Consider the following 16,119-nt stretch of genomic DNA (forward strand, 5'->3'; position numbering starts at 1 on the left):
AAGAATGGCGCACATCACTACGGGCGTGGAGTATGGGCTGCATTGCTTACTGTATTTGGTCGAGCCTCTCGACGAGAGTCAGCCAGCGAGCGTTCGGGCGCTTGCTGAACTGCAGGGCGTATCGGTTGAATACGTAGCAAAGCTGTTCACCAAGTTGCAGAAGGCCGGCTTGGTGGTCGCTACTGAGGGAGCGCGAGGAGGCTTCCGACTCGCTCGTCCGGCGAGATCGATCAGCGTACTAGACGTCATCACCGCGATCGACGGAGAGAAACCAATTTTTGAGTGTCGCGATATTCGGGCTCAATGTGCAGTTTTTGGCGGGAAGCGGCCAGCGTGGTCAACCCGGGGCGTTTGCTCGATCCATGCTATTATGCTCGAAGCCGACGCGCGTATGCGAAAGGTGCTCGCTTCCCGGACGGTGGCTGACATCGCGTCGATGGTGACTAAAAAGGTTCCGGCCGAGTACATGCAGAAGCTCGAAAAATGGTTCGAAGAGAGGGCTCCCACCTCGCGGAACGGCGGCTAGGACGCTCAAGGCAAGAGTTAAATTGACACATCGGCGGTGCCCTAGTTTGTAAGGACGGCGTAGCTATCTCGGCCGCCGATCATGAGTAGGGCGGCGCTACCTCGCGTAAGCCAATTGTCGTTAGCGCCGGGGTCCCTCAATAACTGCTTCCGGGTGATGCGGACGGTGAGACGCCGAGTTGCTATACTGGACGCCAAATTGGCTGCGCATTAGCAGCTCGCCCTAACAGGTGACATCGCAAGAGCGTGATAACCTGATGCGCGCAAGAGAAATTAGCAGAGAAACGAACGGCGTTTGCAATAACGCCCGTATGTCTCAGTTTAGTACACGAATTAGATTAATTCCTGGTCCTTTTTCTCAGGTCAGGATCGATCCAATCTCCGGCGGAGTTTGTCGGAGAACAAAAGAAATGACATTTCTAGGACTTCAGCTGGGATCTGTCGCGCGAGCAGTGGCAATATTGGCTCTTGTGGTGACACAGCGATCATCAATCGCGGAGCAAGGGCCGGGCTCCGCGATCGGTCCAGTGTTCAACGAAGCCATCCCGAACATCCCGGGCAAGAACCTCATCGCCGTCGCTGTCTACTATCCTCCCGGCGGTAAGACACCGGCGCATCGTCATGCGGCTTCTGCATTTGTTGCGGGTTACGTGTTGTCGGGCGCCATCCGCAGCCAAGTGGATGGCGGCGAGATGCGAGTGTTCAATGCGGGCGAAAGCTGGTTTGAGAAGCCCGGAGCGCATCACGACGTGAGCGAGAATGCGAGCAGTTCTGAGCCCGCGAAGCTTCTCAAGATCTTCGTGGTTGATCGCAAGGATACCAATCTGACCATCATCGATGGACGCTAAACCTACCGCAACAGCGTGACGCGGTGGGGCTCCCGGCGGCTCCATTTTCCGGCCCGATCCAATCGATGTCTATCCGGTCGTACCGGCATAGCGTAGGAGCGGTTCACGTGCCTTGCCACTCCACGGGCAGCGGATTCTTGAAGTGGGGTGAGATCTGTTTCGATAAAGGCGGGAACTCTACCTCGAAAAGCAGACCTCGTATGGGCTCAGGAGCAAGTCCGCTTCGGGTCAAAGGCTGACGATGTCCGAACAAGGGATGGTTGTCCCCTATCGCGCGATAGTCCCATCTCCGCTATCGCTCAGACGTGTAAAGGGACCCGTCTCGGGCGTTGAGGCAGCAAATAACTTCACGCGATCTCTTGACCGAATTCCGGAGGCGGACGCTCGCCCAGTGTGAAGCCCATAGCGATGACCTGCTCCACTTTGGGTTTATGGTGCGCGCGGAGGGAGGTCGCATTTGCTGTAATTTCAAATGGTCGCGAGATGAAATGAAGGGTCGGGGTGCATTTCGCCCCTATTGGTGCCTTTTGGGCCGAGCATCAGCCTGGGCGGACAAAATTGTTCCCTCGGCTGCACCTTAGCTATTCCAGCTCACGCTCAAGCCGGTCGTGTCGTCATCATGATGGTGAAGTCGAGACCCTGCCCGATTGGCGCAAGGAGCCATTTGAAGCCACACTATCAATCATTCACAAGGATTAGATGCGATTTGAAGAAGCATGCAGATGATCGCTCTCCAAAACTACCTAGTTTTGCTGCTGGCCACCTTGCCGGGCTCAATATGAAAGACCATCGGCACATTTGGCAGATGGTTCTCTGAGCTGGACATCAAGAGCAGACGATTGACGGTGTTGTCCTGAATTCCACCCTCGAACAGCATCCCGATCATTCGTGCTTGCTCAAGCGGAATATTCGCTTTCTGCATAACCTGCTGCGCGCGGGCCTGCACGCGCGTAAAGCGGCTCGCGAGCCCCTGCTCCACATTCGGCTTGCGGCTCCGATCGGAGAGTTTCGTCACATATTTGAACGTCTCGCGCATGATTTGCCGATAGGTGGCAAACGTATCGTCAAATGATAGTCGGGCAATGTCAGAAGAGGTTTGCGGAAACGCAAAGCTGGACTGACGCATGGCGCGGGCGAGCTCTGGTAGCGCCATTGTTGGTATTCGTCCAGTCCGAGCGGCAGCCATGAGCATCTCTTGCCAACGCGCAGGGCTGTCGGTGACGATACTGGCGCCTGTGGCCTGGGCCAGATACATGGCCATCTCAAAATTCGGTGCCAACTTTGCCGTACTGAGGCTGCCGCCATTTTTGCCGCTCTCAAACGGCTCTTGCTGGAGAACAGCGAGCGGATCCTGTTCCTGAAGCCGAAGCATTGCCTGCAAAAGGTCCTCGCGTTCGGCTTCGTTCTTGTCAGGAAAGGCCTTCTTCATCTGCGACAGCAAAACACGCTGCGGCATCGACATAAGGCCACGCTGGGTGTCTTTCGAACATCGTGGGCAAAGGCCTGCGAACGGGCGGGCACGGCGACCTGACGTTTCACGATTTGAGGGGCACCGCAGTGGTTCGGCTGGCGATCGCTGGAGCGAGCGTACCGCAGATCGCGGCTGTGACCGGCCACTCGTTAAAGGACGTCGAGGCCATTCTGGACGCGCACTATCTTGGTCGCGACATTCAGCTTGCAGAAGCTGCGGTACTCAAGCTCGAAGCGAGAACAAAACTGTAAAACGACCTGTAAAACGAGGTCGCCTACGATACCAAGCCAGATGCTAAGTGCTTGATTTATATGGTGGGCGCACCAGGGCTCGAACCTGGGACCCGCTGATTAAGAGTTCAAAACTAGCCCTTCGCTACGATTTCTGAATCTGCTCTGCGCTACGACGATCCCTCAGAAGCCCTTTGTTTTATAGGGGTTTGTCGCATAGCTTCGCGGTACGTCGAACCCGAACATCCAAACAACCCGGTTCGCCAAAACCGTTTGAAAACCGTTTTAGTCCACGGCCTCCGCTCCAATGAATGACATTCGTATTCCTCTGAACGACAAGAGCATCGCTCAGTTAGCTACCCCGAAGGAGGGCTGGTATCTAGCCCGCGACACTGAGTTGAAGGGCTTCTTCGTCGTCGTGGGGAAGAGGAAAAGAACCTTCACTGTCCAAGGCGATCTTCGGCAGGGAGGCAAGCGAGCATCGTCCATCAGAGTATCGATCGGCGACACGCGCGAGTTGACCACCCGAGCAGCGCGCGCGATCGCAAAGGAATATCTGGCTCAGATCAGCAGGGGACTGCGCCCGAAAACTGCAAAGCAAGGCGGAGACGCTGGCCTTGGCCAAGTTGGGAACGAGGTGAATACCGAGGTTGCGGCTGTTACCCTCAGGCATGCATGGCAGCGATATCTGGAAGCCCACCTGATCCGAAAGGGTCGTAGTGAAAAGACCATAAGTGGTTATCGCGACCACGTAGAACGTCTCTTTGCGGAGTGGCTTGATACTTCATTGGGCGGACTCGCGGAGGATCCTGCTCGAGTTGCCAAGAAGCACGACGAGATTACAAAGGAGAACGGTCCTTATATCGCGAATGGTTGTATGCGAACGCTACGCGCAATTTACAATCATGCTCGTAAGACTAACAGATCACTGCCACGCGACAATCCGGCGGATGCCGTCGATTGGAATGAGGAGAAACGCCGAGATACTGGCATGGGCATCAGCGACTTGACCGAGTGGTTTCGGGAGTTGGCTGTCCTTGAAAATCCGATCCGCCGTGAATTCCACCTGCTCACGCTGCTCTGTGGTTCTCGAACTACCGCCTTACAGCAAGTGAAGCCAAGTCACATCGACTTTCACAGCCGAACTCTGCATATCGAAAAGCCGAAGGGCGGCAGGAAGCGAGCTTTCGATATCCCGCTCTCCCGCGAAATGATCCTGTGTCTCATTCGGGCAATCCGCTTTGGCCGGCAAATGTATCCGTTGCAGTCGCAGAAATGGGTCTTTCCCGGCGACAGTGAGTCAGGGCACCTTGCTGAAACTAAAGAGGATCGCGATACCCTCTCGAAGTGGGGTAACGATCTTCGCCAAACATTCCGGACTATTGCAACGGCTGCCGGGGTCTCGGAATTTGATGCTAAGCTGCTGATGAACCATTCAATTCCAGGCGTGAACGCCGGCTATGTTACTCGCCACAAACTACTTGAGGATCACCTTCGCAGCCAGCAACAAGCGATCAGCACCGCAGTGTTCTCGGCCCTCGGTAAGTCCCTCACGGAAGACGCCGCTTTGCGAGGCTGGCTCGGCCATGGGGCAAGCCGTCGTGCAACCAGCGAGCTTGGAGTGGAGCCAGGCGCTCAGGGCGAAGAGCAAGGCAAGATGCGGCGTGCAGCTTGATGCATGCACGGGCCAGGGAGCCTAACCGCACTGCCGGACACGGTCGGTCAGCTGAACTCGCCCGTTCCGGCAATTGCCGAGTGACGCAGGGCGATGGCAAAACCAGATCGAAGCAGGCTCAAATCCAAGAGGCGTAACCACCGATACCGACATTCGGTTCAAGTCCCGATCTGAGCGCAGGCGCCCCTGCGTCCCGAACGTAGTGAACATGTTCTAAGTTATTGATTTTCTTGCGATGGCGAGCGCTCCCGTCCCGTTTTGTTCACGCTCGTTTAATTCGTTGCGATTTCGTTGCGGCGTTCCTGAAGAAGAACGGCACTTGAGGCAGAGATCTAGGGGGGCGTGATGGGACTGAGGCGAGGTTCACTGACCAAGCGTCGAAGACAACCGGTTCCGCACCTCGTGTTAGACTGTCCCACTCCGCGGTGATCTGTCGGGGGTTCGAGTCAGTAGACCGCTACCGCCTTTCCCCACACGACTCAAATCTGCGATATTCCCTCCGATGGCCCGCCTAAAGTCGGAAGCTCATCGAACGGTAGGTTCAAGTCGGGGGCACGCAACCAACGATTCTTGCGATTGGTCGAGAGGGCGATTCCCCGCCTGGCTGCGTACATTGACCGTTACCCGCAATTCCGCTCGTACATCTGCCACACCGTTCCCCTAAACGACACATGTGCATCAAGGAAGCGGTGTAGACGAGGGCTGCGAGAACTCTCGGAAGAGGCCCTCGACACTGTCGCTGACGATATCCTTGATGCCCGTCGGGTTGGTGTAAGGAAACCGCGCGTTGATCCAGCCGGACGGTCGCTGCCTTTGCAGCATCGGTGAAGCCCCCGCGGGCAATCTCCTCTGCGGCTATTGCGCGACAAGTCCTCAGATACAGCCGCTCGTCATCGAACATCGGCTCTTTCGGACCCGACGCGCCGTGTCCAGGGTGCACGATGGCGACATTGGGATACATCGCCTCGAGCCGGTCGAGGATGCCAAGCCACGGCTCGGTATGGGCTTCTCTAAGGGGACCGTGGAGCCGGTTGAGAATGGCGTCCCCGGGGAACAGCTCTCGCGTGGCGGGCAGGTAGTAGGCCGTGGTCGCAGGGGCCTCGCCAGCCCCTAATTCGCGCGCGACGATCGTCAATCCGTCGATTTGCAAGGTCGTGTCGCCGTCGAAGGTGATGCCAGGGACCACGAAGTCGCGCGGCGGGATGTCGGGCGCATCGGCCTGCTCGCCCGCGTTCGCACCATAGGTGTCGTAGCGAATCGCATCGGCGGTCACCTTGGACGAATAGACGGGGATGACCTGAGCCCCTGAACTTCCTCCAAAAAGAGGTAGAATCCGTCACCTTGAGGGAGACGGAGATGAAGCAGTCGAGGTTCACGGAAGAACGGATCATTGCGATCCTGCGGGAGCAGGAAGCGGGTTCGAAGACGGGGGATGTCTGCCGCAAGCATGGGATCTCAAGCGCGACGTTCTACAAGTGGAAGGCCAAATATGGCGGCCTGGACGTATCAGACGCTCGGCGCCTCAAGGTGCTTGACGACGAGAATGCGAAGCTGAAGAAGCTGTTGGCCGAGGCGATGCTCGACAACGCCATGCTGAAGGACCTCAATTCAAAAAAATGGTGACGCCCGTCGCAAGGCGGCAGGCTGTGGCTCACCTTCGTTCGAGTTTTGAGGTCAGTCAGCGGCGGGCGTGTGAAGTGATTGGAGCTGATCGGTCCTCGGTGCGTTATCGCAGCCTTCGGCCTGACGACGCGACCATTCGCGTCCGGCTGCGTGAGCTGGCGTCGGTACGCCTGCGCTTTGGCTATCGCCGTCTGCTTCTCATGATCCGCGGCGAAGGCGTGCTGATCAACCACAAGAAGCTGCGGCGGCTGTATGCCGAGGAGCGGCTGCAGGTTCGCCGGCGCGGCGGACGCAAGAGAGCTCTGGGAACACGGGCTCCGATGGCGTTGCCGCAGGGACCGAACCAGCGCTGGTCACTGGATTTCGTCAGCGACACGCTGACCGACAGCCGACGCTTCCGTATCCTGGCTGTCGTGGATGACTTCACCCGGGAATGCATCGCATTGGTCGCCGACACCTCGTTGTCGGGGACCCGGGTGGGTCGTGAGCTCGATGCCGCGATCGCTCAACGAGGCCGCCCGACCATGATCGTCAGCGACAACGGGACCGAACTCACCAGCATGGCCATCCTACACTGGTCGCAGCTCACCCGGATCGAGTGGCACTACATCGCACCGGGCAAGCCGCAGCAGAATGCCTTCGTAGAGAGCTTCAATGGACGACTGCGCGACGAGTTGTTGAACGAGACGTTGTTCTCGTCACTCGAGCATGCTCGAGAACTGCTTGCCGAATGGCAGGATGATTACAACACCGTTCGTCCGCACAGCGGGATCGGCAAACCTGCCGCCATCAACCTATGCCAGACTAACAGCGTCCGAAATGTAACGGGACGGGACGCTGCGCTATGTCGAGGGCTCCGCGCCCCGTCCCGTTGCATCACCGAGCCACACAGGCTCAAATAACCAAAGGATTCTGCCCATCGCTGGATGATCTTTGGGGCTCAGGTCACGCATCCGCAGTGGAAGCTGACACCGACTGGCGAGGCGATGGCCATCTTCGCTGGGACGGAGGCCTATGTCAGCCCCTCCTGGTACGTGACCAAGCACGCGAGAGGCGAGGCCGTACCGACGTGGAACTATATCGCCGTGCATGCCTATGGGCCGGTCGAATTCTTCGATTCTGCCGATCGGCTGCGAAGGTGGTCACGCGGCTGAGCGATGTGCACGAGCGCTCGCGCACAGACCGCTGGGCGGTGTCTGACGCCCCTGGCGATTTCATCAAAACGGAGCTTAAGGGGATTGTCGGTCTGCGATTGCAAATTACACGCCTCAATGGCACGCGGAAGATGAGCCAGAACCGCAACGCGGCGGATCGCGCCGGTGTCATCGAGGGGCTATCGAAGAGCGACCGTGACCAAGACCGTCGTGTGGCTCACCTCATGACGAACCCGGACGACGTATTGTGACGCGGTATCACTGGATTTTCTCCATATCCTCGACTGCTCTCCTTCTGGACAGCGATGCGACGGCGGCGGTCGGTTCCTGCTCGGGCTTTTACAGATCACAGAAACCATACACGACGCCTCGCCTGCGCGTCACCTATTGCGAGCGGCAGCAGCGGCGCGAGGCCCCGAGGCCAGTCCGGAGAAGAAGAGCGGTACACCGGTTGCAATCCGCGGGCTGCTTCGGGGCGCATGACAGGAATGCTCCGATTGAGATCGGATTCAAGGGGGCTGCGCCGGCTCCACTGCTGTCAAAGCAAACCAGTTTAGTACGGAATCTTGCGACTGGCGCTAACTGATCCGCCACACTGAAACTCTGCGCAGCCACGAGCGAAGGTTGCATCTAAAGTAAATCACCGCATTGAAATCGCCCTTCCCACCCAAACAAAGATGCTTTGGAAGGCGGATTGCCGTCATTCTCTCGAACACCGCGTATGCAGCTTTCACCGTGATTCCGACGCCCTGCAAGTCTCAAGAGACTTGCAGGAAGCCTTCAAAGCGTCTTGAAGCTAACACGGTCAGATTGCAGATCTTCTGACAATTCGCGACAATCTGCGCTCGCTCCAACACTCCCCGATGGGCAGTAAGAAAAGCGAATGTCTAAATCCGCGAGGTCTCGCCGCTCGCTCTGTCACGATGATCGGGCTCCCGGAGCGCCCTGCTCGATATCGCACTCGAGCCTAAGACGTTGAAGAGACCTGTTCCCACCGATCGACGACGTCCGGCGCAGCCGGCATGCTGAACTGAAAGACGGCCCCGCGAGGATCATTGGCGCCCGTCCACATCCGGCCCCCGTGCGCCTCAATAATAGAATGGCAAATGGCCAGCCCCATGCCCATGCCTTCGGGCTTGGTGGTGTAAAACGCCTCGAACACGCGGTCAGCACTGTTCGGATCGAGTCCTGGGCCCGTATCCCGAAAAGTGACCACTACGTTGTTCGAGTCATCTGTCCGCGCACTGATCAGTAACTCGCGGTCACTTTCGTTAATCTCGCTCATGGCGTCGATGGCGTTCGTGATCAAATTGAGAATCACCTGCCGGACCTGGACGCGATCTGCCCGGACGAGCGGCAACGCCTCAGTACGTCGCGTTTGCACCCATACATCATTTTTCGTAAGTTCCGCGCGAACTAGGGCCAGCACCTCTAAGATCAATTCGTCAATTGCGAGCAGCTCAGTTTGCATAGGAGCCTTATTCATAAGAGCGCGGATCCGACGGATCACGTTCCCTGCACGCATACTGTCACGGACAATCAAACCGAAGGTGTGCCGAACTTCTTCCAGATTTGGCGGTTGAGCACCGAGCCAATTTAGCCCCGCCCCCGCATTACTTCTGATCGCGGCAATCGGCTGGTTGACCTCGTGGGCGATTGAGGCGGCCAGCTGTCCCATTGTCGTGATCCGATTGGCGTGTGCCAGCCCCATCAGAGTCTCGCGATATCGTCGTTCGCTTTCACGGGCTTCTGCTTCCGCTCTCTTTCGCTCTGTCAGGTCGAGGACGAAGCCAACACCTTGGTCGTCTCGCGCATCGAATACGGCGAGGCCAATTAGCACCGGCACGCGGCTGCCATCCTTGCGGACATACTCTTTCTCGAACTGCTGAACAGCTCCGGTCCTTTTTGCTTCTCTTCCAGCATTCAGTGTGCGCTCGTGCCATTCTGGCGGTGTAAGGTCGAGACCGTTAACTCGCCTCGCGACGAGATCCTCTCGGTCGTATCCTACCATCGTGAGGAAGGTTTGATTTGCCTCGATGATCTCGCCTCCTTCGCGAATGATAAATATTCCGATGACGTTAGCGTCGAGTAAGCGCCGGATTTTCGACTCCCGTTGCTGAACTTCGCTGTACAACCGGCTGTTTTCCAGCGCTGTTGCAGCTTGCGAGGCAAGCATTTTCAGCACCGAGTTGCGGGCAGCCGAGAATATGCGCGCGGCGAGATTATTCTCCAGATAAAGTACACCGATCAGCTTGCCCTGCGTGATCAGTGGCAGGCAAAGAATAGAACGCGCTTTGCGCTCGCGGATATACGGATCTTCCGCAAATGAAGGCTCGGCGGCAGCGTCTTCGAGAATGACGTTTTCGCGGACGCGTAGGACGAAATGCAGCACGGACTCGGGAAGCGCCATCGGAGTTACGGGCTGTTCATTCACCTTTACAAGCAGCGCATCCGCTACCGTTGTGGCTTCCGCCTCGATCCGTGGCTCGCCTCCATGCAGCAGAATTAACAAACCTCGTTCGGCGCCGGCCTGCTCAATGGCAGTCCGCATAAGCGTGTCGATTAGTTTTTGGAGAACAATCTCGCCGGAAATCGCCTGCGACACTTTTGTCACCGTCGCGAGATCAAGATGCTCAACCGGAGCTCCGATCCTCATTCCATTCATGGCAGGAGTGGTCTCCTCATGGCTGAGATGGGGATACAGCTCGTCGAGCTGACGCACCTTGCCATCTGCTCCCCAACGAAGGTAGCCGCGCCGCGCGTCCTGCAGGTAAACCCGGGAGATTCTGTCAAAACCGCGCGCAGCATAAAAGCGCGCTGCAAGTTCGCAAGCGATTCCCTCGTGGTGGGCGAAACCGTTACGTGCTGCGGTCTGGATTGAGTGTTCATATAGTCGCATTGCGTCTGCATCCCGGTATTCGAGCCTTGCAATTTCGGCGCCGACCAAGGCAGCCCGATTCTCAAAATTTTCAGGACAATTCGTCGCCCATATCTGCAGCTGTCTGTAATGGGCATCAATGATATCCCAATGCTGCTGTTGTTCGCTTTCGCCTAGCTTGTCGCAGTAACATGAGTGAGACAGCGCACCATAGAAGTGAAGCTCCGCGATCAAGGGCTCCGTCGGCATAGTCCATAATTTGGGCTCCGCCTTGGAGCGAGCATCAACAGCCGCAGCATAATCGCCGGCTAGAAATCGCGCCTGAAGTTTGCGGATCCAGTAGACGGTTTCGCTAGGTGACAGCTCCGGACTCCGTGCCAACGATCGCTCGACGTCTAGCTCGTCAAATTGTTGGTCATCGAAGCAACCGAATGAGCGCGTGAGGCCGCGCATGTTTCTAATGATTGCGAGCTGAACGGCTACGCCATCAGCAGCAAACTGAACCTTTCTATTCCGTATCGTAGCAAAACTTTTCTCTACTTCGTTCTGCACCTCTTTCAGGGGATCTCCGGCCATCATCATATTTGAGGTTAGATGAAGCAAGCTGTACGCTTCATAGATGACATCGCCGCTGCTGACCGCAGCTGCGAGCGCTCGCCGAATCAAAACTCGGCCACCTCTTAGGGGCTTCGTCCACGGGATCACGTTGCACCCGAAGGCCAAATAGACGGGAGCCCGAAAGCGGGAGAACTCACCGCGATCAACCAGGTCGCAAGCAAGACGACCAAATTTGTCAGCTGCTTGGTAGTCACCGAAGCGCCCGGCCAAGATTCGGCCTAGCCATGCGTAATGGGCGCAAGAAGCATCAGTGTTGCCGTATTCGAGGCTGATGGTGACAGCTCTGCAGATGACCAAAGCGGATAAATTGGCGTCCGTGAAACCTGCGGGCGGAAGAATCCGCGTCAAGACGGCAAGCGTGGCAAGCGCGGTCTGATCGGTCATTGCAGGCAAACTAGCAAGATCCTCGATTGCGTTGGGCAGCTGCGACCACATCCGCTGATATTCGGCTAATGTTTCCTGGTCCGTCGGATGCTGCGACCACTCGATCCCGACGTCGTGAAGATATTCGAGCCCTGTGAGCACTGCCCGCCCGTGCTGACCGAGCGTCAAGTAAAGATCGACCCGCAAACAGGCGACCGTTGCTCGCTGGGGCCCGTTCAAGGCGCGCTTCGACAGAGCGGACAGGAGACTCTCTGCAACGTCCAGCTGGCCTACCAAGAATTCGCATTCCGCCCGGCTTGTCTCCAGTGCAAACGCGAGTTCGTGGCGCCCTCGCCAAGAGTGCTCCGCGAGCAGCGCAGCACCAACGGTGAAATATGTGAGTGCCGAGGCGTAGGCCGCCGACGCCCTGGCACGCTGCCCTGCGACCAAATTCAGCTCTGCGAGCTGCTCACGCTCCTGACCGGAGGCAATTAGCGCGACACCTCGATTGAGTTGACTGACGATGTCGAAGATTGCCTCTTCGCGTTTGTGCGCAGGGGCGTGTGCCGCCAGCATCCGACCGATCCGCAGATGGGCAGGAGCGCGCGAGGATTCCGGCACCAGCAAGTAGGCCGCCTCTTGAAAGCGATCGTGGAGGAAGCGGTAGGCTGTTCCGTGGCGCGCGATCAGTTCCTGCCGGATCGCCGGCCACAGGGTCGCATGCACCTGCTCCTGCGAAGTTTCGAGCACGATTGCAAGCTCCGCCGTCCCGGCGATGTTGCCGAAACAGGCCAGCTGTTGCAGCGCGTCCTGCGTTTCCTCGGGCAGGCGGATGAGCTTGCCGAGCATCAGATCTACGACGTTCTCGGTGTACGCTTTTGCGTGAATACGCTCGAGATCCCATCGCCAGCGCGCCGACTCGTGATCGAACGTCAACAGATGCTCTTCGGCCAGCTCAGAAAGGAATTGAATGGCGAAGAACGGATTACCCATCGTCTTCTGATGCACCAACTTTGCAAGCGGGGCAGCGCGTTTGGGTCCGCAGCGAAGGGTGTCCGCGACTAACTGCGCGACATCGTCTGCAGTGAGCGGCGAGAGCGTGATCTCCTCGAAATTTACGTCAGCTCTCCTGATGGAGTCCAGCTTGCGTTTGAGTGGATGGCCTGCATCAAGCTCGTTGCTGCGGTAAGCTCCAATGAGCAGCAGGTGCAGATCCGACTGGGTCAGGAGATCCTCGATCAAGTCGAGCGTTGCGGCATCATGCCACTGCAAATCGTCGAGGAAGAGCACCAAAGGATGGGTTCGCCGGGCGAACACGCCAATAAAGCGGCGAAGCACCAGCTGGAAACGAATCTGCGCTTGCCGGGCTGGAAGCTCAGCAACCGCGGGCTGCTCGCCAATGATCAGGCTCAGATCGGGGATCAATTCGACCATCAGTCGTCCATTCGCGCCGAGCGCCTCCCGGAGCGCTTGCCGCCAGGTGGCGAGTTCGCCCTCACTTTTGCTGAGAAGAGCACGGACAAGACTCTGAAACGTGTGCACTAGCGTCACATAAGGAACGTCGCGCTTCAGCTGGTCGAATTTGCCTGACACCAACTGCCCGCGCGAGGGCACCAGCGCTTTGTGTAGCTCCTGGACGAGCGAAGATTTACCGACACCGGAGTAACCAGCGACGAGCACCAACCTCGGCGCGCCGCTCTTCACCGCGCGATCGAAAGAGGCAAGCAAAGCCTCGATCTGAAGGGCTCTGCCATAGAGCTTCTCGGGGATGAGCAACCGATCAGGTGTGTCGTCTGTGCCGAGCTCAAACGGGTCGATGCGACCGTGGTTGGCCCATGCTGCGAGACAGTGTTGCAGATCGTGCTCAAGGCCAGCGGCAGTCTGGTAGCGTTCCTCGGCGGTTTTCGCGAGGAGTTTCATCACAATCTGAGATATCGGCTCGGGGAGGTTTTGCGATTTCTCGACGGGCGGTATTGCTTTTCTTGCAATATGACAATGGATCCACTCCAAGGGATCTGAGCCCGTGAACGGCAGCGCGCCGGTCAGCATCTGGTAGAATGTCACGCCAAGTGAATAGAGATCGCTGCGACAATCGACCGAGCGATTCATTCGTCCGGTCTGTTCGGGCGCCATGTAGGGCAGCGAGCCGGCGATGAACTCGGCAGGCTCAGGCGGCACGCGCTCGCGGGAAAGACGGGAAGCCAGACCAAACCCAGTGAGTCGCGCCTGTTCGTCAGGACAATTGACCAGAATGTGAGCGGGTTTCAGGTCCTTGTGGACCAAGCCGTGCCGGTGAAGCTTGCCCACGGCCCTCGCGATGCCAACAGCGAGGCGCAGGAAGCGCTTGGGCTCCATACGGAGCCCAAGTAAATTTAGCAGTGGCTCGCCGCATGGATCCTCCAGGACCAGCATAGTCCGACCAGCTTCCCGGATGAGTTCCAACGGCCGCACCGCCCATGCCTCGTCTAACTCCTCCCTCAGCTCATACTCATGGGCGAGGCGGTCGAGCGTCGCTGGGTGTTCCGCGATGGGCCGCACAACAAGCACGACAGCCCTGCTGCCGTGGATTTGCAGGCGCCACGCACGGCAGAACGCGCGATCACCGTCCTCCCACAGGGGCTGGATGTCACTGTCGAGATTCGAGCCGAACAAAGTTCGGCTGAGGGGGTCCCGCGGCATTTGCCCGCCCGGTCAATAAGGACTGAGCCAAAACCTGACACATATGGGGCGAGCTTGTGAAGGGAAAACGGCGCGAGTACCGATCAAGGCCGCCAAAGAGTGGACCGCGGCACGCCAAGGTGCGACTTGCCTTCCAACCAAGCCGCGCTAGCGACGGCGCTATTTGTGGCGCGCGTCGCGCGGCTTGGTTGGAAGGGACAGCCCGATCGTGTCGATCCAGCCCAATCCTGCGCGCCGGCCGCCTGCACAGCATCGGCGGCGGGCGCTCCCGACTAGCGCAGTGTGTGGGCGAAGGATTGTATTTGATAGAGCGGCTCGTGGCCCGTTGCCGGACCACCAGCGGCCCACTGCCCAACGTGCAGCAGGGCCCAGATCGCTGCTACCGCTCAAGCAGACAATGACATGTGAAAGCTGATCGGTTTGCCCATGATCGGCACAACGCGCGAGGCCATTGGACGCCGGCTTCTGACGGCTGCATCGGCCTGAGCGTCCGGGGCGCGATGCGCAATGCCATCCCATGAGCCAATTGCGAGATCTCCTGGCGCGAACTGAAGCCCCGAGCGCCACAACTCGCTTCGCACAACGTCGTCCGAGTATGTCTTTCGAGCAAGCGGCCATACCATTGACGCGCTCAGTCTTCAGCACCAAACTAACATGGCATTGGGCCGAGAAACGTGTCTTCACAAGCTTCGAAGCCGTCCCGGTGCGCGCTGTCACGGCGTTAACGTGCGCCCGGTCCGTCCCGGTATTATCTGTGAAATGTTGATTATGCTGTCCCCGCGAAGCGAGCAGCGCGGCGACACTGAGATCGCCGTACCGAGCTAAGGAAGCACAGAGCCTGTGTATCCGTGTATCCGACACGATATTGAAGGACCTCGCCGTACACAATTTTGCACTTGAAGAAGGCCGGCCCTTCGACAACGCCTCTCAGACGCTAGTCACGAGCCTGATTTACGATCGCAGCAGAGACTTAGCTCGAACGAGACGAATCCAATGATGCGGAGGCGCGTTTGGACTTTGAATGATCAATAAACCGCAACGCCTGATCGAGCGACTTGAGCCAAAGAGCTGAAACAGCTTCTTGGTAAGCATGAGCCCCTCGAAATCGGATGTACTAAGGCTCGGAGCGCTCGGTCCATTGCAGCAAATCGAACAGCTGGACCTTTCCGCCGCTTCGATGGCTACCCCCGCGGACATAAGCGCCGGCCGATATCTTTTTCGAGCTGAAACCGCACTGGCGCAGTATCAGCTCAGCCTGTTCCCCTCGAGGCCTGCACCAAGCTGTCGATCTCCGGAGGTCGATGCCGGCCGAGGAATACCGGACGGCAGGGCACGATGCCTCTTTACGCTGACCGACGGAAATGTCGCTTCCCCGGCTGACTATGGTGCGAACCGCTCTGAATGCGATCAGACGATCAGTGAGCTCGGCGATCGCCTCGCTGATATCTGGCATGTCGAACGACCCTTTCTCACAGAAGCCGGTCCCGAGAATTCGCCCACGCTTAACAGCACGGCCGCCAAAGAAGTTTGCTCCACAATCGGTCCGGAAGGATGCTTCTAAGACCCGAGGAGAAGCAAGATGCGAGCTCGAGTCGCTGAACATCAACGCCGCAAGGGCGCTCAGGCTAGAAATCCCGCCGACACGAGCGGTGCTGTTTTCGAGATCGACGTTCACTCCTGGCTCGATTGTTGGAAGGCGCCATGCAGTCATCGACTCTGAACCACAGCATCAAGGGCAGATCTGCAAGCCACTATGAGCGAAACCGCGCCCATAACTATTCTCTTCATTCCTGCTCCCACCCGCGACAAACCCCTGATGCTCAGCGAGCGCCCGTATAGGCCCTCGCTGATCGGAATGCCGCTCGCTGCGGTTCGCAGGAGGGCGATTGCCGGCCGTGCGAAGCCGATAGATCCGAGAGAGTTCTCGCTGCTTGAACCGCTGTTCAAGCAAGGCGTAGGCTACCCCAAAACCAGTGAAGAGAATTGCAATTAAAATGAAGTACAGCGGAACGCCTTCTTTGCCAATTCGATAGATCTACGCCGGCATCGTACAAC

General features: G+C 58.0%; 9 protein-coding genes and 2 pseudogenes. 7 read left to right on the forward strand and 4 right to left on the reverse strand.

What is annotated here, in order from left to right; all coding sequences use genetic code 11:
- Positions 1 to 4 precede the first annotated feature (4 nt).
- Together ABIA90_RS23410 and ABIA90_RS23415 are read left to right on the forward strand one after the other, a co-directional pair.
- Positions 5 to 526: an RrF2 family transcriptional regulator gene (locus tag ABIA90_RS23410; RefSeq protein WP_354119254.1), complete on the forward strand. Its 522-nt coding sequence runs from the start codon at positions 5 to 7 to the stop codon at positions 524 to 526.
- Positions 527 to 1,052: 526 nt separating this feature from the next.
- Entirely contained in the window at positions 1,053 to 1,373 is a 321-nt protein-coding gene (locus ABIA90_RS23415; protein WP_354119253.1) for a cupin domain-containing protein, read from the forward strand.
- 739 nt (positions 1,374 to 2,112) lie between these two features.
- Here the strand turns inward: ABIA90_RS23415 and ABIA90_RS23420 are convergent.
- Positions 2,113 to 2,835: a hypothetical protein gene (locus ABIA90_RS23420; protein WP_354119564.1), complete on the reverse strand. Its 723-nt coding sequence runs from the start codon at positions 2,833 to 2,835 to the stop codon at positions 2,113 to 2,115.
- A 29-nt stretch (positions 2,836 to 2,864) separates the two neighbouring features.
- Here ABIA90_RS23420 and ABIA90_RS23425 point away from each other — a divergent pair, with 29 nt between their 5' ends.
- Positions 2,865 to 3,095, forward strand: a complete 231-nt coding sequence (locus ABIA90_RS23425; RefSeq protein WP_502916640.1) for a hypothetical protein — start codon at positions 2,865 to 2,867, stop codon at positions 3,093 to 3,095.
- Between the two features lie 286 nt (positions 3,096 to 3,381).
- Complete coding sequence (locus ABIA90_RS23430; protein ID WP_247457858.1) at positions 3,382 to 4,749, forward strand: tyrosine-type recombinase/integrase; 1,368 nt, start codon at positions 3,382 to 3,384, stop codon at positions 4,747 to 4,749.
- 541 nt (positions 4,750 to 5,290) lie between these two features.
- Here ABIA90_RS23430 and ABIA90_RS23435 read toward each other — a convergent pair.
- Positions 5,291 to 6,022: an MBL fold metallo-hydrolase gene (locus ABIA90_RS23435; RefSeq protein ID WP_354122475.1), complete on the reverse strand. Its 732-nt coding sequence runs from the start codon at positions 6,020 to 6,022 to the stop codon at positions 5,291 to 5,293.
- 83 nt (positions 6,023 to 6,105) lie between these two features.
- Between ABIA90_RS23435 and ABIA90_RS23440 the strand changes: the two are divergent.
- Both ABIA90_RS23440 and ABIA90_RS23445 read left to right on the forward strand, forming a co-directional pair.
- A pseudogene (locus ABIA90_RS23440) lies at positions 6,106 to 7,302 on the forward strand (IS3 family transposase).
- A gap of 20 nt (positions 7,303 to 7,322) precedes the next feature.
- Positions 7,323 to 7,777: pseudogene (locus tag ABIA90_RS23445) on the forward strand (FMN-binding negative transcriptional regulator); the annotation flags it as partial.
- A 716-nt stretch (positions 7,778 to 8,493) separates the two neighbouring features.
- Here ABIA90_RS23445 and ABIA90_RS23450 read toward each other — a convergent pair.
- Both ABIA90_RS23450 and ABIA90_RS23455 read right to left on the reverse strand, forming a co-directional pair.
- Complete coding sequence (locus ABIA90_RS23450) at positions 8,494 to 14,064, reverse strand: trifunctional serine/threonine-protein kinase/ATP-binding protein/sensor histidine kinase (protein ID WP_354119252.1); 5,571 nt, start codon at positions 14,062 to 14,064, stop codon at positions 8,494 to 8,496.
- 1,114 nt (positions 14,065 to 15,178) lie between these two features.
- Positions 15,179 to 15,739: a hypothetical protein gene (locus ABIA90_RS23455; protein ID WP_247457861.1), complete on the reverse strand. Its 561-nt coding sequence runs from the start codon at positions 15,737 to 15,739 to the stop codon at positions 15,179 to 15,181.
- A 78-nt stretch (positions 15,740 to 15,817) separates the two neighbouring features.
- Between ABIA90_RS23455 and ABIA90_RS23460 the strand changes: the two genes are divergently transcribed.
- On the forward strand, positions 15,818 to 16,057 hold the full coding sequence (locus ABIA90_RS23460) for a hypothetical protein (protein ID WP_247457862.1): 240 nt from the start codon (positions 15,818 to 15,820) through the stop codon (positions 16,055 to 16,057).
- The last annotated feature ends 62 nt before the right edge of the window (positions 16,058 to 16,119 follow it).

Source organism: Bradyrhizobium sp. LA6.8, assembly GCF_040547935.1.
GTDB lineage: Bacteria > Pseudomonadota > Alphaproteobacteria > Rhizobiales > Xanthobacteraceae > Bradyrhizobium > Bradyrhizobium barranii.